This window comes from Macrococcus hajekii (assembly GCF_004359505.1).
GTDB classification, from domain to species: domain Bacteria; phylum Bacillota; class Bacilli; order Staphylococcales; family Staphylococcaceae; genus Macrococcus; species Macrococcus hajekii.
In genome coordinates this window covers 50,062-75,622 of record NZ_SCWE01000003.1, presented here as the reverse complement: position 1 = coordinate 75,622, position 25,561 = coordinate 50,062, and the positions used below count along the sequence as shown (strand labels likewise).

Below are 25,561 nucleotides of genomic sequence, written 5' to 3'. Positions count from 1 at the left end.
AATTAAAGCAAGGATGGGTTAAGATGAAAGCAGTTAACTGGAATACGCAGGAAGACATGACCAATATGTTCTGGCGCCAGAATATCTCACAGATGTGGGTGGAGACAGAATTCAAAGTATCAAAAGATATCGCCAGCTGGAAAGAGCTGACTGAAGATGAGAAATATACATTTAATCACGCACTGGCAGGTCTGACCGGTCTGGATACACAACAGGCCGATGACGGAATGCCGCTTATCATGATGCATACAACAGACCTTCGTAAAAAAGCTGTCTACTCATTTATGGGCATGATGGAGAATATCCATGCGAAAAGTTATTCCCATATCTTTACGACATTACTGCCGACAAATGAAACAGACGAGCTGTTGAATGAATGGGTGCCGAATGAACCACATCTAACGTATAAAGCAGACCGTATTTTAGAGAAGTATCATAAACTTTGGACTAAAGAAGCTAGTATCTATGACCAGTATATGGCACGCGTCGCGTCCGTCTTTCTTGAAACCTTCCTCTTCTATAGTGGCTTCTATTACCCACTCTACTTGGCAGGACAAGGACAGATGACGACATCAGGAGAAATCATCCGCAAAATATTACTGGATGAGTCAATCCACGGTGTCTTCACAGGTCTTGATGCACAGAGTCTGAGAAACGAATTATCAGATGATGATAAACTGAGAGCGGATAAAGAGATGTATGCGATGCTCGATGACTTATACCGCAACGAGGAATCATATACACGCTCACTTTATGATAGGGTCGGACTTACTGAAGATGTGCTGAATTATGTACAGTATAACGGCAATAAAGCACTCGCGAATCTTGGTTTCGAACCTTATTTTGAAGAGCGTGGCTTCAATCCGATTATTGAAAATGCCCTCAATACAAGCACGAAGAACCATGACTTCTTTAGTGTCAAAGGTGATGGCTATGTGCTCGCATTAAATGTAGAAGCATTGACAGACGAAGATTTCATCTTCAACTAAAAAAAGACCTCAGAGGTCTTTTTTTTTTGCTTTAACTGATGGCCTGACAGATACGTGCGGATGCCTTTCGTCCGCCGATGATATTGCGTGACACGGGTCCGAGTTCCAGTTCTGCCAGTGGGCCTGAGACATAGACATGATCAAACCATTCCAGGTCGTGCGTGACAATCGGATAACCGCATGGGGCGAGTGGCGGGTTAAATGTCTGAATGATCTGTGAGACAAGTGGGTCTTTCGCGATAGCTTGTTCACAGCCTGTCGCAAGAGCGATAGATTGATAAGGAATAACGCGTCCATCTGTTAAATAGAGATATTGATGATCTGCTGAGGCGACTTCACCCTTAATAAGCGTCACTCTGCCTTCACTTTCGAGAAATTTAAGCGACTGCTTTAAGTGGGCAGGCATCGAGCCGCGGTGACGTGCTTCTTTAATGATACTGCGGCGCTCTTTATAGTCATCTATTTTATTGAATGCTGACATATTGCGTGGACCGAGCCAGCCGGGATCAGAATCGAGTTCATGTGTCCTGATGGCATGCCTCATGATGAGTGTAACGTGACGCTTTTTAGTGAGTTCTCTGACAGCATGACAAGCAGTAATGCCACCACCGATGACAACATCTATGTCGGACGCAAGTGGCTGACTTGAATCGAAGAGATGCTGGTAGTGGGCGACATCTGCCATAAACTCAGGTATATAGTGTAGATGATTGATGCCTGTCGCCAGTATCAGCTGCTCAGCCTGATGCTTACCATTGATAATGTAGCCGGGTTCTATAGAGACGGCTTTTTCACGTATATGATAATTTTCAAGTTGATATTCTTTAATCAGATTATTCATATGATTGTTGAACATCTCGAGCTGCGGCCGCTGATAATAGCCACTGAATGGCTGACTGTAATCTTCTTTTTTGGCATAGCGTTTTAAGTCATACGGATCAGGATGGATATGGTGAACAACAGGAGAACGTAAATGCCCCATATTGATTTTAGTCGTCAACTTCTGCCACTGACCGGTTAAGTCAGCTGGATCCATAATTGCGAAGTCCTCATATCCCGCATTCAGTAATTTTAAGGCGATAGTCACGCCGTGTATACCGCCGCCAACAATTAAAGTCTTCATATATAAGCCTCCATTAAAAAAAGACATCGTGATGATGTCTGGTTATTATTTTGTTTCTCTGTGCAATGTATATTTTTTAAGTCTTGGACAGTATTTCATCAGTTCAATACGCTCAGGATTGTTACGTTTATTTTTCTTAGTGATATAGTTACGGTCTCCACATTCTGTACAAGCTAAAGTGACATTTACTCTCATTATATTCATTCTCCTTTTAGTTTAATTTAAAATAATATCTGCCTCTGTTTCAGCTACTATGTAGGCAGGTAATGGGTCAGCCATTGTAGACCAGTCCATCTTCATCTCTTCATCAGTGAGCAGTGCGGCATCAAGGGACTGTGTAATTAATTCCTTATCCATATCAATACCGATAAAGACCAGCTCTGTCTGGCGGTCACCGTATGTCTCATCCCAACGAGAATTCAGTGCTGGATCTTCCTTCATTTCTTCTGCTATTTCTTCAGGACTGTAAGTGGCAATCCATTCTCCTGCACCTTGCAGCTGGATGGAGCTGCCTGCCTGAGACATCAGTCCGCACATATCATTACGCGTAGCAAGCCAGTAGAAGCCTTTCGCCCGGACGACAGTCAGCGGGAAATCCTCAAGCCAGCTCCTGAAGCGTTCAGCATGGAATGGTCGCTGTCTTCTATAGACGAAAGAAGCGATGCCATATTCCTCTGTCTCCGGTACATGTTCCTCGTTCAGTTCCTTAATCCAGCCCGCACTCTGACTGGCCTTTTCAAGATCGAAAAGGTGAGTATTCAGGATATAGTCCAGATTAATCTCGGAATTCACTGTCTCATAAACTTGTGCGTCAGGATTTAACTGTTTAAGCAATGCTTTCAGTTCCTGGACACCTTCCTTATCAATCATATCGACTTTGTTGAGCAGGATGACGTTTGAGAACTCTATCTGATCGATCAGCAGATCAATGATTTCGCGTTCGTCGCTCTGATCATTACCCATCTGACGGTCTACTAGAGAATCACCAGACGCGAAATCATCCCAGAACTGATGCGCATCGACGACTGTCACCATTGTATCCAGAACTGTTTTATCAGCGAGATGTATGCCGAGTACCTCATCTTCCAAAGTCAGTGTCTGAGCCACGGGAAGAGGCTCAGAAATACCCGTCGATTCAATGACGATATAATCAAGGTCATTTTCACTGACAAGACGATTAATCTCAATCAGCAGATCCTCGCGTAATGTACAGCAGATACAACCGTTCTGCAGCTGAATCATTTTCTCATCACTGCGACTCATGACAGCAAGTTCAGCATCTATATTCACTTCACTCATATCATTGACGAGCACACCGATGCGCTTATCCTGCTGATTGCTCAGGATATGATTAAGGAGCGTTGTTTTACCGGCACCAAGAAAGCCGCTTAGCACCGTAATAGGTACTTTCATTTTACAAACCCCCAATACGTAATTATTACGTTTTATAATATTACTAGATAAATAAGAATTTGTAAAGCTGGAAATTTAAATATGTCAAAAATGAAAACTCTGCCATCCATTCAGAATTTTGTCACGATTTCGCCATTGATTAATAAAAGTGTAATCCAGATAATAGAACTTATATCGAGGAGACAGAAGGAGCATACATATGAAAAAACTAGCACTTATCTTAACAGCAGGTCTGACACTTGCAGCCTGTGGACAGACTCAGGAAAAACAGAATGAAAAAGCATCAGCAGAGGAATCCGTTCAACCTGTTAAGGTAGATCTGACAGTTCCTGAGAAAGGAAAAGTGGGCGAGAAAGTTAATTTGCAGGCTAAAGTGACTCAGGGCGGCAAAGCGATTGATGATGCAGATGAAGTGATGTTTGAAATCATCAAAGATGGAGAAAGTGATCACTCCGTCAAAAAAATGGTGAAAGAATCAAAAGAAGGGGTCTATTCATTGCCTTATATCTTTAATGAAGATGACAGCTACAAAGTCATCAGTCACGTGACAGCTAAAAATCAGCATACAATGCCGGATAAAACGATTGTGATTGGGGATACAAAGGCAGCGACACATGAACATGAGCACCATCATGAGGGTTCAGTACATATTATGCCTATCACTGCAGAAAAAAATAAAGAAGTGAACTTGATGATTCATGTAGAGGATAAGGACGGACAAGCCAAAAAAGACTTGATGACAAGGCTTGAAGTTAAACAGCCGGATGGCACAGTGAAATGGGTAGATTTAAAAGAAACTCATGATGGCCAGTACGAAGGAACAGAAACATTCGAACAGCAAGGCAAATATGAAGTGACAGCGCACGCAGAAAGTAAAGACGGTTTCCATGTTCATAATGATTCGATATTCACAATAAAATAAGAGCCGGAGGGCATATGCCCTCTGGCTCTTATTTTATTTGTTCGAAGTATGGATCATCGAGATGGTTGGCCTGCAAGTGTTCAATCTGTAAGGTAGTATGATCAAGTTTATAATCATCTTTCAGCATAGCGGCGATATCATTGATGACCTGATAGTTCTCAGCATCTCCTTTATTATCGACGACAACATGCGCGGAGAGAGTGTAGTGACCAGTTGTGATAGCGGATAAATGAAACTCATGAACATCCAGTACATTGGGATGTTCTTTCATACGGGCAATAATATCATCAGTATCCAGTTCGTCAGGTACTTTAGCCATCAGAATATCCCACGCGTTTTTCACAATTTTGTAGCCACCGCGCAGAATAATCAGTGAGATGAGGATGCTGAGAATCGGATCAATCAGTACCCACTGAGTGAAGTAGATGATGACAACTGCCACAATCACTCCTACTGAATTCAGCAGATCCCCGATAAAGTGCCACAGGGCGCTCTGTACATTGATGTTATCCTCACCTTTGAGAGAACGGGCCAGAATGATAGTCAGAATGATATTGACGATAAGACCAATTACAGAAATAGTCAGCATCAATTTAACGTCTACAGTCTGCGGCTGAATGATACGCATAATACCTTCGTAACAAATACCAATGGCAATAACGATAAGTGCAAGTCCGTTTAATAAAGCTGCTAGAATTTCAAGCCTTAAATAGCCGAATGTATAACGGGCAGTAGGGGCCTTTGCAGCGAAATAGATGGCAATCATGGACAATCCAAGCGCCAGCACATCACTGAGCATATGTGCAGAATCAGATAGTAAGGCCAGCGAATTTGAAAGCAGTCCGCCTACAAACTCTACTAAAGTGAAGAACAATGTGATGATTAAGGAAGCCCATAATGTTTTCTTTGAACCTTGCTGTTCTTTTAAATGTTCTACATGGTGATAGTACGTAGGTTGAGAGAGTGTTTTTCTCATCTTTATTCTCCTTGTATATTTGTTATTTTATTGTTCTGATATACGATTTGTCCTCCAAGGTGTCCAGTATAGGCGAGGAAACCACTTCCTAAAATAGAAAGTATTAAGACAACAATCAGAAGTTCTTTTCTATATCTTAGAGTGAAATGTGTTAATAATTTTAAAGCAGCAGCTGCACCGAATAAGAACATAGCACCAAGAGCCATTTGTTTATGCTGATGAACCACAGCTTCAATATTACCGAAATGCATCTCAGCAAAGCGTTCTGCACTGTCACCTGTCATATACGAGATAACACCCGTTATAACACCGCTGATGAGTAATACAGTACCAGTCATGTTCAACTGCTCTCTATATTTTAATGAAGCAAGTTCGATTAGCGTGCCGAGTATTAATAAAGCGATTGGGAAGTGAACAATTAATGGATGTAATGGCATATATAATAACCTCTTTTCAATTTGATATTGAAAAGATAACACTTCAAACTGATAATAAACTGATAAATTAACGTTTTGGCAGTTTTATTTTTACAACAAATCCGTCATCGTTATAAGCTTCATACTGTCCACTATGAGCTTCTACTATATTCTTCAGAAGCGACAGACCAATACCAGAACCTTTAATATGCTGCTGTCCGCTGGAACGATAAAAACGATCGAAAATAAAAGGCAGGTCCTCTTCTGCCACGCCAGCTCCATTATCTCTCACAGTCAGTTCTGCCATCTGTTCAGTTGAGGAGAGTGAAAGTGCTATTTTGACACTATCGTGATTATATTTTCTGGCATTATCCACTAGAATATAGATCATTCTTTTTAAAGATTGTTCATCTCCATTCACTTTAATATCCTTTTTTATTCTCGAATGAATGGATAGTTTTCTCGCTGCGTCCTCTGCAATAGCCGATAAATTAACACTTTCAAGTACCGGGCGTCTGGATAGCTGGGTTAAATCGGTTACCAGAAGATTCATATCCTGAATTTCTGTTCTTAAATCGGAGAGTGCATCTGTACTTTCATGTGATAAGCGGTCGGAATCAAATAATTTAATGATATCAGTTGCCGAGTATATGACAGCGAGGGGTGTCTTTAATTCATGAGTAGCATCCTGGATGAACTGACGCTCTCGTTCAATACTTTCTTCATAAGGTCTGATAGCCCGTCTGGCAAACAAGTAGGCAAGTAAACCGATAAGTAAAACGTATATCAATATCAGACTGATCAATGTGACTCTTAATTGCTTGAGACCGTGATAGGCTTCAGTAGAATCATGAATGGTATAAATCCAGTATACTTCATGAGCCGTTCTGACTTCATTGGCTGCAACAGTGAAATGTTTATTGTTAAGAGATAAGTGCTGATGATTGACCTTTGTGTTTGGTTTAATCTGCTGATAAACTTCATCAATAATAGCACTGCCGTAATTTGATGATTTAATCATGTTTTTTTCATTTGTAATGAAGTAAATAACAGGTTCTTCTTCATCAGATTGTGATTCCTTTAAAGAAAGCTTGAGTCCATCAGCTGTAGCGATGAAATGCTCCTGCTGTTCTTCTTTGATTTTTTGACTGGATTCAAGTCGCTGCTGATACTGGATGCTTGAGGCCAGACTGAAATATGCGATGGCGGAAAAAGAAAGTAATAACAGAAATATAGCAGCTGAGAAAGTAATGAAAAGTTTTTTTAGTTCCTTAGTCACTGAGCTGATACCCCATATTCCGGATTGAGCGAATGGTAATAGGTGTTATTTTTTTACGTAGTCGACCGATTAATGCCTCCACAGCATTCTGACTGACATCATCATCGATATCCCATACTTTATCAAGAATAAGGTCTTTTGAAACAACACCATCTGAGTGATGCATCAGTAGTTCCAGCAGTAGATATTCCTTCTTGGTCAGAGCAAGAGGGTGGTCATCCAATGTAACAGTACCCTTTTCAGGTTGCAGCGTTAATTCAGAGAAAGTGAGACGGGAGACAAGTCGTTTTTCTGCTCGTCTGTTGAGCGCTAATATCCGCATGTTAAGCTCATCAATATCAAAGGGCTTCACCATATAATCATCTGCACCTAAAGAAAAAGCTGTCAGTTTATCTTCTATTTCTCCTTTGGCCGTCAGGAGAATGATAGGTGTATCTATCTGTGTCTCACGTAAAGCGCTGACGATTTCGATGCCCGACAGACCAGGCAGCATCCAGTCGATGAGAATCACATCGGGTGAGGCGTACTGAGCATAATCCAGACCGGTTATGCCGTCAGTCTGTCAGCTGACATGATGATTTATCTTCTCCAGCAGCAATTTTGTCATTTTTCCTAAGCGCAAGTCATCTTCGATCAATAATAGATTCATCTTATTTACCTAATGAAAAAACAGCAGACTAGTCCGCTGTTTTTTCTCCTATAATTCTGACTTCAGGCTGTAGCTCCACTCCTGCATGCTGCAGTACCGTTTTTCTGACATGAGCAATCATCTCTTCGTAATCTGTTGCTGTCCCGTTATCAACATTAACAATGAAGCCTGCATGTTTTTTGGAGACTTCGACGCCACCAATTCTATGGCCTTGAAGTCCCGCTTCCTGAATCAGCTGTCCGGCAAAATGACCTGGAGGACGTCTGAAAACACTGCCACATGAAGGATATTCCAAAGGCTGCTTATCTTCACGTCGCTGAGTCAAATCATCCATCTTTGCCTGAATAACAGTAATATCGCCGCGTTCAAGATTAAAAGTAGCTTCTAGCACAACAAGATGCTGACTTTGAATGGAACTTGTGCGATAGTCAAGCTCAAGCTCATCTTTAGATAATACAAGAATATCGCCTTCTTCATTGACCACTTTAGCATGGTCGATACAGTCTTTGACTTCGCCGCCATAGGCACCTGCGTTCATATAGACAGCGCCACCGATCGAGCCAGGAATACCACAGGCAAATTCCAGACCGGTCAGGTGATGGTCGCGTGCAACGCGGGAGACTTCTATAATAGCAGCACCGCTTCCCGCGGTAATCTGATCATATTCTACCATCACATCTGTAAAGTTAAGTAGACTAATAACAATACCTCTTATGCCACCATCTCGAATGATGATATTAGAACCATTGCCGAGAAAGGTCACAGGAATATGATGTGTTTTAGCAAATTTCATCACCGCACTGACTTCTTCGTAACGTCTCGGTGAAATATAGCAGTCGGCGTTACCACCTGTTTCTGTATAAGTATATTTTTTCAGCGGTTCATTGACTTTAATCAATTCACCAGGAATCAGCGTCATCAATTCTTGCAGTATTTTATTATCGATCATGGAGTTCGCCCTTTCGTACAATCTTAAACTATATTATAGCAATATTAGCGCTTATTTGCGATATTCATTCTGAACCAGTCAGACTTCGCAGATTCGTAATCTTTTTTTATGAGGTGGCTGATACCGGTTTTATAATCTTTAAACTGATTTCTCAGCTCACGGGATTGCTCGAGCATGTGCTGGCTTTCAAGGTATAAGGCTGCTTTTTTACTGTTCTCTTCAACGATAAGCAGGCGGCATTTTTCGTCAAGTGAGGTCAAACTGTTAAACTGGCTGAAGACACATTTTTTGTGGTAGGGATGATGCAGTCTGTAAAATCCTGCCTGGTTCAGACGCTTTTCGTCCAGCGTGGTCATGGCGTGCAGACTCGGTACGATGACAAGCACATCGAGCACGCCTGTTTCATTAAAAACAGTACTGCCGACATGAATAACATCGATTACAGGTGAGTCCAGTAAGTTGATTAAAAGTTGATGTATTTCATTGAATGTAGGATGCATATTAACCTCTGCTAGTAATTAGTATTTATATTGATGCATTGTTTAGGTATAATAGTTGTAGCAAGGAGTAGATATATGAAAATAAAAATCTATGTGCTGCTGCTCGTAAGCGTTCTGCTTACAGCGTGCGGATCTAGTTTAAAATCAGATATTAATGATTATAAGTCTCAGATGAAAGATGTTCAATTGGAAGAGAAAAAATTAGTGCAATATATTGATGACCTGCAGCTTGATCAAGTTGACCAGTTGATAGGTTCTGAGATAACGGATCAAAAAAAACAGAAACTAAAGGAAAAAGAACAAGAGATTGAAAGTAAAGTACTTCCTCAACTGAAAGTCTACGAAAAGAAAATGAACAAAGTTCAGGTGAATAATCCGGAAGTCAAAGAAGTACATAACCTTTACATCAGCAATTTTGATGAAAAGAAAGGTTTTATTCATGATATTCACCAGTATATCAAACTTTACAATGATTCAATTGAGTCCAACGACGAAATTCTAGGCTATACAAAAATATTTGAGAAGAATAAAGAAACCAGTGAGAATTATGCTGAACTGGCAGCAGAAAATCCAGCAGAAACAAATGATTATAATAAACTGACCAGCGTTATCAGCAGGAACAATGAAGAGCTGAAAACTAAAGTAGAAGAATTAATGAATACATCAGAAACATCTCAGCGTATCGGATATATTGATGATAAATTGATTCCGATGATCAACAGTCACATCAAAACGCTTAATCAGATGCATATCAATGCCCTGCACACTTCTCATATGCGTCAAGCTCAGATAGAAATTTATTATAGCCTGATTAACTATTATAAAGAACGTAAAAATGCTATGAAAATTGAAGAACAATTGCAAAAACTGCCTGTTCAAAGTATCCTGACGAGAGCTAAAAGTATTAAAACAGTAGATGATAAATATTATCAGGCACTGAAAAAGCTTGAAGAGCGGTGAGCTCCTCAAGCTACTTACGGTTTTTAGATAAGTATAGGTTACGCACGATGACAGTCATGATCCAGATTGCAAAAGCAATGATAATGACCCAGGATAAGGTAGCGTTTTTCTGAAAATCAATGACAAACAGGCAGACGACGATTAACAGACAAGTATTGATTGTATCAAGCATACTCCAGCGTTTAACAGGAAGCTGTTGCTTAGGCATAGTTCTCCTCCTTTTTTATTTAGATTATAGCATGACTAAATAGAGGCGCGTGGGGTAATTAATAAAAGAATGAGACAACCAAATAATGAGGTGGAAAAATGGTTATTAAATTAAACAGTATAGAACAATTCGAACAGACAATTCAGCAGCATGACAAAGTGTTTGTGATGAAACACTCACTTACATGTCCCATATCATTAAATGCTTATGACCAATACAATAATTTTCTGTATGAACGTGATATGGACGGATACTATCTGACTGTACAGGAAGCAAGAGAGTTATCCAATTATATTGCTGAGAAAACAGGTATCAGCCACGAATCACCACAAGTATTCTATTTCGTGGATCAGGAAGTGGTCTGGCATGATTCTCACAATCATATCACGGTATCTTCATTGTCAGCAGCAGAAGAATAGAGTGCAGCAAACAGCTGGTTAGTTAATGTAAGGGAGATTGGAATGAATATACTAATAGCGATGGATCGGTTTGAAGATATTCTGACTTCATCTGAAGCAGCTAGTTATGTGGAAGAAGGTGCAAGAGTTGTCTGGTCAGATGCACAGATTATCAGTGTGCCATTATTTGATGGTCAGAAAAATCTTATCGAAGGCATTTTATCATGGCAGCAAGGAACAAAATATAGATGGCAGATTCCTGATGCGAATATGGAAATGCGTCAAGTCACGGCAGCCGGTGTCAACGAGCATTTCTACATCGACTGCACCCCTCTATATGGTCAGACTAGGGATTTAATGAAAACATCTTCTTATGGTCTTGGTGAAATGATTCTGCATGCGCTGGACCTTGATTACCGCACCTTTACAATCGCTTTAGGTGAAGCTGCATTATACGATGGCGGTATCGGTATGCTGCAGCAATTAGGCGCACAGTTTTTTGATCTGAATGATGACATGATGACGGGTCCGCTCGACTCAGAGTCAATCAAGCGAGTGAGACGGATTGATTTATCACATCTGGATGACCGTCTGACAGTCAGTTCATTTAATATTATTAGTGATTATGACTACTATTTATTTGGAAATAACAGCAGTGTTGTCAATGAAGCACTGACAGATGCAGATAAATCCAGACTGGATAATAATATCTGGTATTTAAATGAACAATATAAAAAATCAGGACTCCATCTGGCGCTGCAAAAAGGAGGCCACGCTGGAGGACTTAGAGGATTATTTGAATCGCTTTTTAAGGCACGTACTCATTCTTCTAAAGAAATGATTTTTGAGGAGACGAGTATTGTAGAGCTGTTATCAGAAGCAGATGTAATTATTTACGGTGGTGGAACAGCGACACCGATGGCAACTTCTTTAGTGGCCCAGGCTATCACTGAGCAGGTGACTTCGGATAAACGCTATATTTATTTAGCGGCTGGACAGCAGACAGCTCCAGCTAATGAATCAGTTTACTATCTGAATATTTATCCGAATTTAACCGGTGATGTAGAAGTGATGGATATCGGCGTACAGCTACTGAATAGTGTGCAGACACTATTAAAGATGGCAAAATAAAAAAGACTGAGTTGAGAAAATATTTCTCTGCTCAGTCTTTTTTATCATTTATGCTCGTTCTTCAAACTTTTTAATTATACCTACGATATGATATACAGATTTTTCCATATCATCAATCGAAACATATTCATAAGGACCATGGAAATTCTCAGCTCCTGTGAATAGGTTAGGGGTAGGTAATCCCATATATGAGAGCTGAGAGCCGTCCGTTCCGCCTCGTATAGGTTCAACAATCGGCTTAATACCTAAGTCTTTCATCACTTCGAGAGGAATGTCAGTCAGTTCTGGGTAGGGCTTGATTTTCTCTCCCATATTGAAATATTGGTCTTTGATTTTCAGTTCAACAGCTTGTTCACCGTATTGTTCGATAAGATCAGCAGCTATTTTTTTCATCGTTTCCTTACGTGACTCAAATTTTTTCTTATCATGATCCCGAATAATATAGACAAGTTTTGATTCTTCAACAGAACCATTCATTTCAGTCAGGTGATAGAAGCCTTCATAGTTTTCAGTCTGCTCTGGCACTTCCTGAGATGGTAGTTGCTGATGAAACTGCATCGCAAGTGACTGAGCATTAACCATTTTATCTTTAGCAGAGCCGGGATGAACATTGATACCTTTAAGTTTAACAACCACTTCAGCGGCATTAAAACTTTCATATTGTAGTTCGCCTCGTCTGCCGCCATCTATTGTATAGGCGAATTGTGCACCGAAACGTTCAGTGTCAAAGTGATGAGGGCCACGACCGATTTCCTCATCAGGTGTAAAGGCAAAGCGGATTTCACCGTGTTTAATGTCAGGATGCTGCTGCAGGTAGATGATGGTCTCCATAATTTCAGTGATACCCGCCTTATTATCAGCACCAAGTAATGTAGTGCCATCCGTTGTCATTAATGTATGACCTTTATAAAGCGACAGTTCAGGAAATTTATCTTTGGAGATAACGAGTCCATTCTTCAGTGTGATATCCTCACCATTATATGAGTCAATGATCTGCGGATTGACATTTGTACCTGTAAAGTCTGTCGCAGTATCGACGTGTGCCAAAAGACCCAGCACAGGCACTTCCTTATCTGTGTTAGACGGAAGTGTAGCCATTAAATAACCTTTATCATCAATTGAAACTTCAAGTTCAAGCGCTTTAATTTCTTGCTCAAGTAAGCGTAGTAAGTCCCATTGCTTCTGTGTAGATGGTATCGTTTCGCTGTTCGCGTCTGACTGTGTATCGATTTGAACATAACGGCTTAAACGATCGATTAATGCTTGTTTCATTTCATATCCCTCCCCAGTAATTAAGTTTATTATAACGAACTTTATCTGCGACGGAAATATTTTCTCGTTCTGAAGAAAGAGTGGAAGATCATCTCAGCGAAAATCAAGCCGAAAGCGATGGCGCCTGAAATTAAAGTGACTTTAACTCCGTTCTGCAATGCAGTAGGGTAGTCATTGATAATCAAGTTCTTAGTCGCATCATAAGCCATGCCGCCTGGAACGAGCGGGATGATGCCAGCCACATAAAATATGATGACCGGCTGCTTGTAGTATCTGCTCATTAAATGGGCAGTGATCCCTAGACAAAGAGCACCTGCAAAAGAAGCGGTGACGGCTGATATGTCATAAGTATTTAAGACATAATAGACAATCCAGCCGACTGCGCCTACTATTCCGCAGGGTAAGAGTAATTTCCTTGGTGCATTGAATATGACGGAGAAGAAAATAGTGGCAAAGAAACTGGTAATAAACTGAACGATAAACCAGCCTATTTCTAGAGCAGGATGAGACATACTGCCACCCCCGTTCCAATTGCAAATGCCGTGAGACTAGCTTCTATTCCTTTCATAGCCCCCGCAAGAAGGTGCGCTGCCATTAAATCACGGATGGCGTTGGTGATCAATACACCGGGAACGAGTGGCATGACACCTGATATAATAATCTTATTAAGCGAGACGCCGAACAGAAAATTAACAAAAAATAATGCAGTAATTGCGATGACAAAAGCACCAGCAAATTCAGCGAAAAATTTAATGCGAGTATGCTGCTGAATAAATTCAGCTACCAGCAGACCGAAACCACCAGCTACAATACTAGGGAAAATATCATAAAACGAACCGTTGAACATAATAAGGAAAAGCCCGCTGACAAGGGCAGCTGACAGCACTTTAATCCAGTACTGGAACTGTAGATTAGAAGCATCAAGATCTTCCAATGCTTCTTGTGCTGTATGAATACTAATAGTATCAGCAGTGATGCCTCTTGAAATTTCATTGGTTTCTGCAATTTTCTCAAGATCAGTTGTTCTCTCAGTTATACGCAGTAACTGCGAAGGTGCTTCTCTCGATACCGAAAAGATGATAGCGGTAGGTGTAACAAAACAGTGAGTTCTAGGCAGTCCGTAGTGACGCGCGATACGTGTCATGGTGTCCTCTACTCGATATGTTTCAGCACCACTTTCAAGCAGTATTTTACCTGCAAGTAATACAACAGAAACAATCGTTTTTTCATCTATATGATTCATCTCAGTCTCCTTATTCATAAAAAAATAACAGAAAGAAAACTTTCTGTTATTTAATAATGGGATTAAACATCACCGTATCACGACCTTGTTCTTTAGCGGCGTGCAAGGTGTCATCCGCATCCTTGAAAATTTTACGATGCGATTTAATATCTCTTTCTTGAAGATAACCAACACCGATAGAAACAGTCAAGGAAATTGTTTCTTTATTCGGTAAATGAAACGATGCAATCTTAACACCTTTTCGTATGCTTTCAGCAAGCTTAATGGCCTCATCCAGTGTGACATCAGTTAATATGACCGAAAACTCCTCGCCACCATTGCGGTATGCTTTGATTTCCCGAGGAATATAATTGGTCAGCACCTGACCCATCTGTCTGAGAACAGCATCACCTGCATTATGCCCGTAAGCATCGTTGACATCCTTGAAACCATCAATATCAATCAGTAGTAAAGCGATGGTTTTATGTTCGGCTTGATAACTTAATGTATTAAGCGAACGGTCGAATTCCCGCACATTGCCGAGGCCGGTTAAATAATCCATTGTCTTTTCATTCTCATAGCGCTTAAATAACTGAGAAATGCGCCATATATCAACGAACATCAATGTACTGCAGATTGATAAAATAAAGGAAGCAGCAGTTATCAGAACCATATAGGCGATGGGATCAGCCAGATTTCTGAAGAAAAGACTGATCGCCATAATGACAAGACCGACAGCGGTGAGAACCTGGATGCTGGCAAAATGAGACAGCTGTATGAATGGACCGATAAGCCCGGTGACCACCGCGACGATAATTAAAATCATTGCAATATCAATACCGTAATGCATAAAATTCACAGCGACTATACTTGTGACAGCTGCACTAAGTACGGTATAGACAAAGTTTGTATAACGCGCTAGAAATAGCAGCGGAACATAAGCGAGTGTAAATTTCACATCGCTGAATTCAAGTGGGTTCGTCAGCAGTAAAATACTGATAAAAGTCATGAGTAATGTAATATAGTTTTTCGAGAAGACAATTTCTTTCTCTTCAAAGAACTGCAGGCGATGAAAAAGGTAGAATCCACTGATTGTAATAGCGACATTGAATATAAGTGCTTCAATCACCTGACTTCACATCCTTCACGATAAAATTTTTATCTCTCGTAAATCCACGGCCCAATATATCAGAAGCGCTAAGAAAAATAACGAATGTATCAAGGTTTTCCTGGTTGATGACCTGTTTGAAGTATACAGCTTCACGCTGCTCCATAACCGAGAAAAGCAGGACTTTGGCATGACCCGAATAACCCCCGACAGAATTGATTTTAGTCAGGCCTCTGCCGACTGAATCGTAAATAAGCTGACTTACTTTTTCCTCCTGATCCGTAATGATGAAAACCAGTTTGTTGTCACCAGACTTCAGTTCTACAAAGTCGATGACCTTGCTTGTGACATAGATGGATATAAGGGCATAAAGTGCAGATTCAAAGCTGAGCACAAAAGCACTTAACAGCACCACTACAGCATCAACAATCAGCTGACAGAAGCCGCTTGATAAGGAAGTGTATTTTTTAACGATTTGGGCAAGTGTCGCTGTTCCCCCGGTTGACCCTTTTCCGCGATAGACGAGTCCAAGACCAATACCGAGCACAATACCACCATAAATAGCACCGAGCAATGAATTATGGACACCGTGAACGACCAGGTCTTTAGTCACAAAGATAACACCGGGTATCAGGAATGTAGCAGCGGCTGTTTTAATGCTGAATGCACGTCCAAGGACAAACCAGCCCGCAATAAATATTGGGATATTGATCAGAAACTGTGTTAAGTAGGGCTGAATATGAAAGGCATTGTAGAGTATAGTACTGACACCCGAAATGCCCCCCGCTGCTATTTCTGAAGGTAATAGAAAGAAGTTATAGCTGATTGCAACCAGCACAGAGCCTGCAATCATGTAGAGGTAATCTCTAACAAGTGGATGCTTCATGGAAACTTCCTCCTCAATAAATGTATTTTTTCATTAACCGTCTTATTATGAGCGATATATGATATTTCGTCAATCGCACCTAAGTAGCGTAATATATATTTAATATAATTCCTAGACGTTTATAATTATGCTATATTTATTGTTAAGATAAACCTCGAGGTGGTCTATGTTTACCTTAAAACTAATAGCGATTACAGCTGTCATATCATTCTGCCTGTCACCCTTATTAATTTGGGTTTCACCTTATATAGGGGCGATGGATAAACCCAATCTTAGAAAAGTACATCAGAAGCCTGTGTCTATACTGGGTGGTCTGGCCGTCTTAATTTCATTTCTGATTGGTATTAAAATTGCTCAGCCTGTCGAAGATGAGATAGTGCCGCTGGTTATTGGGGCTATTCTGATTCATCTGCTGGGACTAGTCGATGATATTTTTGACTTGAAGCCGATTATCAAACTGGTGGGGCAGATACTAGTCAGTCTGATTGTTGTCTATCACGGAATTACCATCGATTTGATCACTTTACCGTTTGGAATTATTATACAGTTCGGTGTGTTAAGTGTGCCTGTAACAATACTCTGGATCGTAGCTGTCACCAATGCGATAAACTTAGTCGACGGTCTTGACGGGCTTGCATCCGGTGTGACCATGATTGCGTTAGGTACCATCGGCCTAATTGCGATATTCCAGCAGAATATATTCATCATTATGATCTGCAGTGTTTTGATTGGCTCATTGCTAGGGTTTCTGCGTTTTAATTTCTATCCGGCGAAAATTTTCCTGGGTGATAACGGCGCTTTAATGCTAGGTTTCATAATCGGTGTACTGAGTTTACTCGGCTTTAAAAATATCACACTGATTTCTTTACTGTTCCCGATTATTATTCTAGGCGTCCCTTTTATCGATATGGTCTTTGCGATGATCAGAAGATTTTTAAAAGGCCGGCCGATGATGCAGGCAGATAAATCACATCTGCACCATAAGCTGCTTGAACATGGTTATTCACATCCTCAGACTGTGATATTGATCTATTCAATTGCACTGCTGTTTAGTTTAGCATCTGTCATTCTTTATCTATCGACTAATATGGGTGCTATAGTGATGACGATTTTAATCTTGATTACCATTGAGATGATTGTTGAGCTGACAGGCTTGATTGATGATAATTATCAACCTGTACTGAAACTTTTCAGACGATTGACTAAATAATTAAAGTGGAAAAGGAAGCATTAACTCTGCTTCTTTTTTTATTTCTGCCTGACCTTGTGAGATTTCGCTGACGAACTGCTCAAATCTTTCTGCGTTATCAGTGGTGACATGAATCTGATAAGTCACTTTATCGGTGTAGGTCTGATCAACGATTTCATAAGGCTGGTCGGCGATATCATATTCAAAACGACCTGTCTGGTCATAACCCATTGTCACGTGATATAAAAAGGCATTCTGAATGTATACCTTGCCAGCTTCTTTAATGGCATCAGTCACACCCGACTGGTAAGCACGAATCAGTCCGCCGGTACCCAGTTTGATTCCACCAAAATAACGGGTGACAATTGCCACGACATTGTGGACATCTTCTTTTTTTAGAGTTTCTAGCATTGGAACGCCTGCTGTACCGGATGGTTCGCCGTCATCATTTGCTTTTTGTATCTGATGCTGATCACCGATTGTATAGGCAGAACAGTTATGATTTGCCGCCTTATGCAGCGACTTTATTTCAGCGATTTTCTCTTTTGCTGCAGCTTCATCTGCAACTTTATATAAATAAGTAATAAATCGGGATTTATTAATGATCTGTTCAGTTTGAATTTCATTGTTGATTGTAATGTAATTCTCCATCTTCTACTCACCCTTTCTTTTTCTTTACAGTATAGTCAACTTCTAAAACAGCAACAATGCTTAAATTTTATTTTTAGGATAAAGATGGTATGATGAATAGGTGGGGAACTGTAAGGAGGGAAGGCATGAAAATTGCAGTATTAACGGATTCAACAGCAAACATCGGCGATGAGCTAAGGAAGCGTTATGATATCAAGGAAGTTTATCTTAGCGTGTTATTTAAAGGACAGGCATATCGCGAAATGATTGATATTTCACCTGCTGAATTTTATGCCAGAATGAGGGCTGAAAGTGAATTGCCGAGTACGAGTCAGCCATCTATTGGTGAATATGTCGATAAAGTTGAGGAATTGAAGGCGGCGGGCTACACAGATGTAATCGCCATTCATTTATCAAGCGGCATCAGTGGTACTTACCAAAATGCCATCGCTGTAAATGACATGGTAAAGGGTATCCGCGTTCACGCTGTAGATTCCGAGATTTCCTTGACGCCGCAAGCATTCCTTTGTGTAAGAGCAGCTCAGATGATTGAAGCACATGCTTCAGTTGATGAAATAGTGACTGAGTTGAAGGCGATGGTCGGAAGTCAGGTTGCTTATTTTATGGTCAATGATCTTAAGAACCTGAAAAAAGGTGGACGTCTTTCTGGTGCTCAGGCTTTTGTAGGCAGTATGCTGCAGGTCAAACCGATTCTGCACTTTGTAGATACTAAAATCGAAGCGCTCGACAAAGTCAGAACGAAGAAGAAAGCATTGAAGCGTATTGAAGAACTAATGGTGGACTATATGGACGGTGAAACTACTGGAACAGGCTGTATACTGCATGCAAACGCTGAGGAAGAAGCGAAGCAGTGGCTGCAGGAAGTAAAAGAGCAGTATCCAGAGGTCCAGTTCATCATTCATGAAATGACACCAGTGATCGGTACACATCTCGGTGAAGGTGCACTTGCATTTGGCATGACGAAAAGAGTATTAAATTTATAATCTGTTTTTATATCTTATATTATTTGACAGCACACTTATTTAAGTGTGCTTATTTTTTTGGAGGGAAAAGATGAGTCTAATGATAGAAGGTACCGACTTTTACGGTGTCAGTAATAAAAAACCATATATTTGTCAATATTGTATGAATCAAGAACCGGAATTGTTTCATCGTTACTATGATGAACGTTATCAGAAGGGCGTGGTATATTGCAGAGCTTGCATTCGAATGACCTGTTCATCTACTGAAACCAAGTATGACTGGAGCGATATACCTATGTATGCCGAAGCAATTACTTACAGCCTGGATTTTGAACTCACTGAACAGCAGAAGCACGCAAGTGAATCAATTGTGCGGGCAGTCAGAGAATGCGAGGATCTGTTACTTCATGCAGTGACGGGTGCGGGAAAAACAGAAATGATTCTTGAGAGCATCAGACTGGCCAGAGCTAATGGGCTCAATGTCGCCATTGTGTCGCCACGAGTAGATGTAGTGAAGGAACTTGCACTTAGAATGGAGAATTATTTCAATACAGCCATTGATGTGCTTTATCAAGGACAGAGTATAAAATATGAGAGTCGTTTCGTCATCAGTACAGTACAGCAGCTTGTTAAATATCAGTCACACTTTGGACTGATAATTATTGATGAAGTAGATGCATTTCCACTGCCGATGGATAAAAGACTGCAGCGAACGATTAAACGAGCAGCCACGCAGACGGCGAGTATCATTTATCTGACTGCGACACCCCCACCTGAACTGAAGCGCAGGATGAAAGACAGGACGATTGTTCTTCCCGCTAGATATCATAGACGGCAGCTACCTGTACCTGTCTATAAATTCCTTTCTAAAAAACAATTAATGAAAGGGAAGCTGAAGTCTTATCTGCAACGAACAGAAGGGACTTATCTTCTCGTTTTCTTTAATGATATTGCTTCAATGGAGGAAGCGGCAAATGTATATCAGGATAATCATCCTCTCACAGTATATGCTGCTGACTGTTTAAGACATGAAAAGGTGGAAGCTATACGAGCAGGCCGTCATCCCATCATATTCACGACGACAATATTAGAAAGAGGTTTTACGATGGCGTCACTCGATGTCTTTATTATTGATGCTGGGAGTTACACAGCGGAATGCTTAATACAGATGTCAGGCAGGGTCGACCGTAAATTCATTCCATATGACGGACAGGTCATCATGTTCCATGAGGGAGTGACTTATAGCATGCAGCAGTCAGTCAGGGAGATTAAAACGATGAATAGACTGGCGAGGAGAAGCGGGTGGCTGGAATGAAATGCTTAATCTGCTTCCAGAAAATAAGCGAAGCGATGTATTTAAGTAATTACTTTTCACGTCCGCCGATTATTTGTGCCGAGTGTGAAGGATCATTTGAAAAACTGACAGGTAGACGCTGTCCTCATTGCAGAAGGCAGCTGGGAGAAGATGAAGTGACTTGTACAGACTGTACTTATATGCACCAGCATGTTCAGCCGCTGGATAGAATCCATATACTCTATCACTATAATCATTTCATGAAGGAATTAATACACTGCTATAAAGGGCGGGGTGATATAAAGCTGGCAGAAGTATTTGCATATAAGCTGCTGCAAGAGAAGGCACTGCTCAAGAAGTTTGATGCTATTATTCCACTGCCGACAAGTCAAGATAAACTGATGACAAGAGGGTTCAGCCAAATTGAAAAAATTATGGATATAAGTGGTCTATCATATAACCAGGTGCTGACTATGCAGCCGAGACCAAAACAATCTGAGCTGACACGAAAAGAGCGATTACAGCAATCTAATCCATTTGAAGTGATTAGCCCCGTTGCTGGTCATATTCTGCTGATTGATGATATTTATACAACGGGTCTCACCGTACACCGTGCAGCAGAAGTTTTAAGGAGAGAGAAAGTTGTCACCATCGAAGTGTTAGCGTTTGCAAGACCATGATAATATGGTAAAATAAAAATAGGAAGAAACACCACAGAATATGTTCGTAAGGAGTCGTTGTATTATGATCAGATACGAAATCCACGGAGAAAATATTGAAGTAACAGAGGCAATCCGTCATTACATTGAGGAGAAATTGAGTAAACTTGAGCGTTACTTTACAAATGTGCCCGATGCGAATGCGCATGTAAAGATTAAGACTTACCAAGATTCTCGTTCAAAAATTGAAGTGACGATTCCGATGAAGAACGTAACTTTAAGAGCAGAAGAGCGCCATGATGACTTATATGCAGCAATTGACCTTATCGTTGAAAAATTAGAGCGTCAGGTCAGAAAGCATAAAACGAAAGTAAACCGTAAGTTCCGTGAAAAAGGAATTGAAAAGGATGTCTTCCCTGCATTTCCAGAAGCAGAGGTCGATGAAGAACAGGAAAATGAAATTGAAATCATCCGTTCTAAACAGTTTGACCTGAAACCGATGGATTCTGAGGAAGCTGTGCTTCAGATGAATATGCTCGGACATGATTTCTACATCTTTAATGATGCTGAAACAAATGACACAAATATCGTTTACCGTCGTAAAGACGGCAAATACGGTTTAATTGAAACGTCAGCTGAATAAGAGTCAGACCCTCTCTATATACTGGGGAGGGTTTTTTGATGCCGATATGTTTCTCTCTCACTCTATTACATGGTATTATTAATTGATGTAGAGGGTAACTAAAGGAGAGAAAAACATGGGATTCATAAAAAAAATGTTTGACGGCAATAAACGTGAAGTAAAATCGTTGTCTAAAATTGCAGATCAAGTTGAAAGCTATAAAGAAACAATGGCTGCTAAAACAGATGATGAACTGAAAAGCATGACCGTTATGTATCAGAATGACCTGAAAGAAATTGAAGATTATAGAGCACAGCAGGATTACCTGAACCGAATCTTACCGGAAGCTTTTGCAGTGGTTCGAGAAGCATCGATGCGAGTACTTAAGATGTTTCCGCATCCCGTACAAATCATGGGGGGAGCAGTGCTACATAAAGGTGATATTGCTGAGATGAAAACCGGTGAAGGTAAAACGCTGACAGCAACGATGCCTGTTTATTTAAATGCATTAACAGGTCGCGGTGTTCACGTCGTAACAGTCAACGAATATTTATCAAGTACTCAGGCTGAAGAGATGGCGTTACTTTATAACTTCCTTGGCCTATCAGTAGGTCTTAATCTGAACAGTAAGTCAACTGTTGAAAAGCGCGAAGCATATGCAGCAGACATTACTTACAGCACGAATAATGAACTGGGATTTGATTATTTACGCGATAATATGGTGACTTATAGCGAAGAGCGTGTTATGCGCCCGCTGAACTATGCCATCATCGATGAGGTCGATTCTATTCTGATTGATGAAGCGAGAACACCTCTGATTATTTCAGGACAGGCTGAGAAATCTACAGGTATGTATATCCAGGCGAATGTTTTCGTTAAGATGCTGAAACCGGATACCGATTATAACTATGATGAAAAGACGAAAGGTATCCAGTTGTCAGAGACAGGTATCGATAAAGCTGAGAAGATGTTTAAAGTCGACAATTTATATGATGTAAAAAATGTAAGTTTAATGCACCATATCAATATCGCTTTAAAAGCGCATCGCTCAATGCTGAAGGATGTTGATTATGTCGTTGAAGACGGTGAGATTGTTATCGTTGACCAGTTCACAGGTCGTACAATGCCGGGTCGTCGTTTCTCTGATGGGGTCCATCAGGCGATTGAAGCAAAAGAAGGCGTCGAGATTCAGAATGAATCGAAAACAATGGCTTCAATTACATTCCAGAACTTCTTCCGTATGTACAATAAGCTGTCTGGTATGACCGGTACTGCAAAAACAGAAGAAGAAGAGTTTATCAGCATTTATAATATGGTTGTGACTCAGATTCCTACCAATAGACCGATTGCTCGTGAAGATAATGCAGACTTAATTTTTGCATCAGAAAACGGCAAACTGAAAGCGGTCGTTGAAGAAGTCATTGCTCGTCATAAAGCAGGTCAACCGGTTCTGCTGGGTACAGTAGCTGTTGAAACAAGTGAATATATCTCTGATTTACTCAAGAAAAGAGGTATTCGTCATAACGTACTGAACGCTAAAAACCATGAACGTGAAGCAGAAATTGTGGCGAATGCCGGTCAAAAAGGGGCGGTGACCATTGCGACCAACATGGCTGGACGTGGTACAGATATCAAGCTCGGTGAAGGCGTGCAGGAAATCGGCGGTTTAGCAGTTATCGGTACTGAACGCCATGAATCTCGTCGTATCGATGATCAGCTGCGTGGGCGTGCAGGACGACAAGGAGATCCAGGGTTCAGTCGCTTCTATTTATCGTTACAGGATGAGCTGATGGTACGTTTCGGTTCAGAACGTATGCAGTCAATGATGACACGTCTAGGTATGAATGATGAAGCACCGATTGAATCCAAAATGGTATCAAGAGCTGTTGAATCTGCGCAGAAACGTGTAGAAGGAAATAACTACGATAGTCGTAAACGAGTACTTGAATATGATGATGTACTTCGTAAACAACGTGAAATCATCTATAAAGAGCGAAATGAAATTCTGGAACAGGAAGATTGTTCTGCCCAAGTGCGTTCGATGATTGAGGAATCAGTGAGAAGAGCGGTCAATGCACACTTCATCATAGACGATGATCATCCTGATTACGAGACATTCATCAATTATATTGAGGATATGTACATCCCTGAAGGTGATCTGCAGGTTGAGGAGATTGCTCGACGAGATAATGAAGAAATCTATCAGATCGTAATGCAGCACATTGATAAGCAGTACAAACAACAGGAAATTCAGTTAGGCGAACAAATGCATGAATTTGAGCGTATGATCTTACTGCGTACGATTGACTTGAAGTGGACGGATCATATCGATACGATGGATCAGTTACGTACAGGTATTCATCTGCGTTCATACGGACAGATTAATCCTTTACGTGAATATCAGAACGAAGGACTCCAGATGTTCGAAGATATGCTGAATAATATTGAGGATGACGTTTCTAAATACGTCCTTAAATCAATCATCGATAAAGGTGAACAGGTTGAACGTGAACAGGTTGCTCAAGGTGAGGCCATGGTCGCAAATGATGGAAAAGAAAAAGTGAAAAAACAACCTAAACAGGCAGAGCCGACAATCGGCCGTAATGAACCATGTCCATGCGGCAGCGGTAAAAAATATAAAAACTGCCACGGGAGAGATGAGAATTAATGGAAACATATGAAATTAGAAACACGCTGACTGCTATTAGCGAAAAACTTCAGAGCTTCAGGGGGTCTCTTTGACTTAGACGACAAAGAGACTAACATTCAGGAATATGATGAGATGATGGCAGACCCTTCTTTCTGGGATGACCAGAATAAAGCACAGGATATTATCAATAAAAGTAATGCCCTAAAAGAAATTGTCAACGGCTATCATTATCTGACTGAAGAGAAAGAAAACATTGAAGTGATGCTGGAAATGGTGAAAGAAGAAAAAGATGAAGAAATGGAAAGTGAAATCGCTGACCAATTAAGTGCACTAAGTCAAGCAGTTGATGATTATGAACTCAAAATGCTGCTTGATGGTGAGTATGATGCGAACAATGCCATTCTCGAACTTCATCCGGGCGCAGGCGGTACTGAATCTCAGGACTGGGGCGAAATGTTACTGCGTATGTATCAACGCTTCAGTGAAAAACAAGGTTTTAAAGTAGAGACAATAGATTATCAGCCAGGAGATGAAGCGGGTATTAAGAGTGTGACCTTACTGATTAAAGGTCATAATGCATACGGCTATCTTAAAGCTGAAAAAGGTGTGCATCGTCTGGTGAGAATTTCACCATTTGATTCATCGGGGCGTCGTCACACATCATTTGCTTCGTGTGAGGTGACGCCTGAATTTGACAACGATAATATTGAAATTGAAATCAATACTGAAGATTTAAATATTGATACGTATCGTGCCAGTGGTGCAGGTGGACAGCATATCAATACCACTGATTCAGCGGTCCGTATTACACATAAACCGACAGGTGTTGTAGTAACTTGTCAGAATGAGCGCTCTCAGATTAAAAACCGTGAACAAGCGATGAAGATGCTTAAAGCAAAACTTTATCAGCGCAAGATTGAGGAACAGGAAGCAGAAATGCTTGCGATTCGTGGAGAACAAAAAGAGATTGGCTGGGGCTCTCAGATTAGATCTTATGTTTTTCATCCTTATTCAATGGTTAAAGATCATCGTACTAATGCTGAGACAGGCAATACTTCAGCGGTGATGGACGGCGATATTTCGATGTTTATCGATGCATATTTGAAAAGCCAGTTATAATAAGCTTTTAATAT

28 protein-coding genes are annotated in these 25,561 nt (G+C 40.7%); 12 read left to right on the top strand and 16 right to left on the bottom strand.

What is annotated here, in order from left to right:
• Positions 1-23 precede the first annotated feature (23 nt).
• On the top strand, positions 24-989 hold the full coding sequence (gene nrdF, locus ERX37_RS08350) for a class 1b ribonucleoside-diphosphate reductase subunit beta (protein ID WP_133430218.1): 966 nt from the start codon (positions 24-26) through the stop codon (positions 987-989).
• A 31-nt stretch (positions 990-1,020) separates the two neighbouring features.
• On the opposite strand, the gene ERX37_RS08345 is transcribed toward nrdF, so the two are convergent.
• The 3 genes from ERX37_RS08345 to ERX37_RS08335 are packed head-to-tail and all read right to left on the bottom strand — an operon-like array spanning position 1,021 to position 3,525.
• The gene (locus ERX37_RS08345) at positions 1,021-2,112 is read right to left on the bottom strand and encodes an NAD(P)-binding domain-containing protein (RefSeq protein ID WP_165982009.1); all 1,092 of its coding nucleotides are present in this window, start codon (positions 2,110-2,112) and stop codon (positions 1,021-1,023) included.
• Between the two features lie 45 nt (positions 2,113-2,157).
• Positions 2,158-2,307: a 50S ribosomal protein L33 gene (gene rpmG, locus ERX37_RS08340; protein ID WP_133430216.1), complete on the bottom strand. Its 150-nt coding sequence runs from the start codon at positions 2,305-2,307 to the stop codon at positions 2,158-2,160.
• 21 nt (positions 2,308-2,328) lie between these two features.
• The gene (locus tag ERX37_RS08335; protein WP_133430215.1) at positions 2,329-3,525 is read right to left on the bottom strand and encodes a GTP-binding protein; all 1,197 of its coding nucleotides are present in this window, start codon (positions 3,523-3,525) and stop codon (positions 2,329-2,331) included.
• 199 nt (positions 3,526-3,724) lie between these two features.
• Between ERX37_RS08335 and ERX37_RS08330 the strand changes: the two genes are divergently transcribed.
• A complete protein-coding gene (locus ERX37_RS08330; RefSeq protein WP_133430214.1) occupies positions 3,725-4,447 on the top strand; it encodes a FixH family protein in 723 nt (240 codons plus the stop codon).
• A 28-nt stretch (positions 4,448-4,475) separates the two neighbouring features.
• On the opposite strand, the gene ERX37_RS08325 is transcribed toward ERX37_RS08330, so the two are convergent.
• The 6 genes from ERX37_RS08325 to ERX37_RS08300 form a co-directional block, all read right to left on the bottom strand.
• Positions 4,476-5,423, bottom strand: coding sequence for a cation diffusion facilitator family transporter (locus ERX37_RS08325; protein WP_133430213.1), 948 nt, complete (start codon positions 5,421-5,423; stop codon positions 4,476-4,478).
• A gap of 2 nt (positions 5,424-5,425) precedes the next feature.
• A complete protein-coding gene (locus ERX37_RS08320) occupies positions 5,426-5,860 on the bottom strand; it encodes a DUF2231 domain-containing protein (RefSeq protein WP_133430212.1) in 435 nt (144 codons plus the stop codon).
• 67 nt (positions 5,861-5,927) lie between these two features.
• Positions 5,928-7,118 (bottom strand): sensor histidine kinase, encoded by a 1,191-nt coding sequence (locus ERX37_RS08315; protein ID WP_133430211.1) that lies wholly within the window; start codon positions 7,116-7,118, stop codon positions 5,928-5,930.
• A complete protein-coding gene (locus tag ERX37_RS08310; RefSeq protein WP_306440575.1) occupies positions 7,111-7,668 on the bottom strand; it encodes a response regulator transcription factor in 558 nt (185 codons plus the stop codon). The genes ERX37_RS08315 and ERX37_RS08310 overlap by 8 nt, the downstream gene beginning before the upstream one ends.
• Before the next feature lie 127 nt (positions 7,669-7,795).
• Positions 7,796-8,716 (bottom strand): UDP-N-acetylmuramate dehydrogenase, encoded by a 921-nt coding sequence (murB, locus tag ERX37_RS08305; RefSeq protein WP_133430209.1) that lies wholly within the window; start codon positions 8,714-8,716, stop codon positions 7,796-7,798.
• A gap of 44 nt (positions 8,717-8,760) precedes the next feature.
• Positions 8,761-9,216: a GrpB family protein gene (locus tag ERX37_RS08300; RefSeq protein ID WP_133430208.1), complete on the bottom strand. Its 456-nt coding sequence runs from the start codon at positions 9,214-9,216 to the stop codon at positions 8,761-8,763.
• A gap of 75 nt (positions 9,217-9,291) precedes the next feature.
• Here ERX37_RS08300 and ERX37_RS08295 point away from each other — a divergent pair, with 75 nt between their 5' ends.
• The gene (locus ERX37_RS08295) at positions 9,292-10,176 is read left to right on the top strand and encodes an EMYY motif lipoprotein (RefSeq protein WP_165982008.1); all 885 of its coding nucleotides are present in this window, start codon (positions 9,292-9,294) and stop codon (positions 10,174-10,176) included.
• Between the two features lie 10 nt (positions 10,177-10,186).
• Here the strand turns inward: ERX37_RS08295 and ERX37_RS08290 are convergent, their stop codons facing one another.
• Positions 10,187-10,384, bottom strand: a complete 198-nt coding sequence (locus ERX37_RS08290; protein ID WP_133430206.1) for a hypothetical protein — start codon at positions 10,382-10,384, stop codon at positions 10,187-10,189.
• Positions 10,385-10,482: 98 nt separating this feature from the next.
• On the opposite strand from ERX37_RS08290, the gene ytxJ reads away from it, so the two are divergent.
• Positions 10,483-10,803 carry a bacillithiol system redox-active protein YtxJ gene (gene ytxJ / locus ERX37_RS08285; RefSeq protein ID WP_133430205.1) on the top strand — a complete coding sequence of 107 codons (321 nt, stop codon included), beginning with the start codon at positions 10,483-10,485 and terminating at the stop codon, positions 10,801-10,803.
• Positions 10,804-10,845: 42 nt separating this feature from the next.
• Positions 10,846-11,913, top strand: coding sequence for a glycerate kinase (locus tag ERX37_RS08280; protein WP_133430204.1), 1,068 nt, complete (start codon positions 10,846-10,848; stop codon positions 11,911-11,913).
• A gap of 48 nt (positions 11,914-11,961) precedes the next feature.
• Here ERX37_RS08280 and pepT read toward each other — a convergent pair whose 3' ends face one another.
• Genes pepT through ERX37_RS08255 form a run of 5 tightly spaced genes read right to left on the bottom strand, consistent with a single transcriptional unit; the run spans position 11,962 to position 16,401 of the window.
• Positions 11,962-13,185 (bottom strand): peptidase T, encoded by a 1,224-nt coding sequence (gene pepT, locus ERX37_RS08275; protein ID WP_133430203.1) that lies wholly within the window; start codon positions 13,183-13,185, stop codon positions 11,962-11,964.
• 41 nt (positions 13,186-13,226) lie between these two features.
• On the bottom strand, positions 13,227-13,697 hold the full coding sequence (locus tag ERX37_RS08270) for a threonine/serine exporter family protein (protein ID WP_133430202.1): 471 nt from the start codon (positions 13,695-13,697) through the stop codon (positions 13,227-13,229).
• Entirely contained in the window at positions 13,679-14,428 is a 750-nt protein-coding gene (locus tag ERX37_RS08265; RefSeq protein WP_229713100.1) for a threonine/serine exporter family protein, read from the bottom strand. Before ERX37_RS08265 ends, ERX37_RS08270 begins: the two co-directional genes overlap by 19 nt.
• Positions 14,429-14,474: 46 nt before the next feature.
• Positions 14,475-15,536, bottom strand: a complete 1,062-nt coding sequence (gene gdpS, locus ERX37_RS08260; RefSeq protein WP_133430200.1) for a GGDEF domain-containing protein GdpS — start codon at positions 15,534-15,536, stop codon at positions 14,475-14,477.
• Positions 15,529-16,401 carry a YitT family protein gene (locus ERX37_RS08255; RefSeq protein ID WP_133430199.1) on the bottom strand — a complete coding sequence of 291 codons (873 nt, stop codon included), beginning with the start codon at positions 16,399-16,401 and terminating at the stop codon, positions 15,529-15,531. Before ERX37_RS08255 ends, gdpS begins: the two co-directional genes overlap by 8 nt.
• 166 nt (positions 16,402-16,567) lie before the next feature.
• Between ERX37_RS08255 and ERX37_RS08250 the strand changes: the two genes are divergently transcribed.
• Entirely contained in the window at positions 16,568-17,611 is a 1,044-nt protein-coding gene (locus tag ERX37_RS08250; RefSeq protein WP_133430198.1) for a glycosyltransferase family 4 protein, read from the top strand.
• Here the strand turns inward: ERX37_RS08250 and ERX37_RS08245 are convergent, their stop codons facing one another.
• Positions 17,612-18,241, bottom strand: coding sequence for a YigZ family protein (locus tag ERX37_RS08245; RefSeq protein ID WP_133430197.1), 630 nt, complete (start codon positions 18,239-18,241; stop codon positions 17,612-17,614). It abuts the gene before it with no gap.
• A 125-nt stretch (positions 18,242-18,366) separates the two neighbouring features.
• On the opposite strand from ERX37_RS08245, the gene ERX37_RS08240 reads away from it, so the two are divergent.
• From ERX37_RS08240 to prfB, 6 genes are all read left to right on the top strand, one after another.
• Positions 18,367-19,224, top strand: a complete 858-nt coding sequence (locus ERX37_RS08240) for a DegV family protein (RefSeq protein ID WP_133430196.1) — start codon at positions 18,367-18,369, stop codon at positions 19,222-19,224.
• A gap of 70 nt (positions 19,225-19,294) precedes the next feature.
• Positions 19,295-20,518, top strand: coding sequence for a DEAD/DEAH box helicase family protein (locus tag ERX37_RS08235; RefSeq protein ID WP_133430195.1), 1,224 nt, complete (start codon positions 19,295-19,297; stop codon positions 20,516-20,518).
• Positions 20,506-21,177, top strand: coding sequence for a ComF family protein (locus ERX37_RS08230; RefSeq protein ID WP_133430194.1), 672 nt, complete (start codon positions 20,506-20,508; stop codon positions 21,175-21,177). Before ERX37_RS08235 ends, ERX37_RS08230 begins: the two co-directional genes overlap by 13 nt.
• A 64-nt stretch (positions 21,178-21,241) precedes the next feature.
• Positions 21,242-21,799: a ribosome hibernation-promoting factor, HPF/YfiA family gene (gene hpf, locus ERX37_RS08225; protein ID WP_133430193.1), complete on the top strand. Its 558-nt coding sequence runs from the start codon at positions 21,242-21,244 to the stop codon at positions 21,797-21,799.
• Positions 21,800-21,914: 115 nt separating this feature from the next.
• Positions 21,915-24,446, top strand: coding sequence for a preprotein translocase subunit SecA (secA, locus tag ERX37_RS08220; protein ID WP_133430192.1), 2,532 nt, complete (start codon positions 21,915-21,917; stop codon positions 24,444-24,446).
• A protein-coding gene (gene prfB, locus ERX37_RS08215) for a peptide chain release factor 2 (RefSeq protein WP_229713098.1) occupies positions 24,446-25,547 on the top strand; the annotation gives its coding sequence in 2 pieces (ribosomal slippage) (positions 24,446-24,508 and positions 24,510-25,547; 1,101 coding nt in all). The genes secA and prfB overlap by 1 nt, the downstream gene beginning before the upstream one ends.
• Positions 25,548-25,561: the final 14 nt, after the last annotated feature.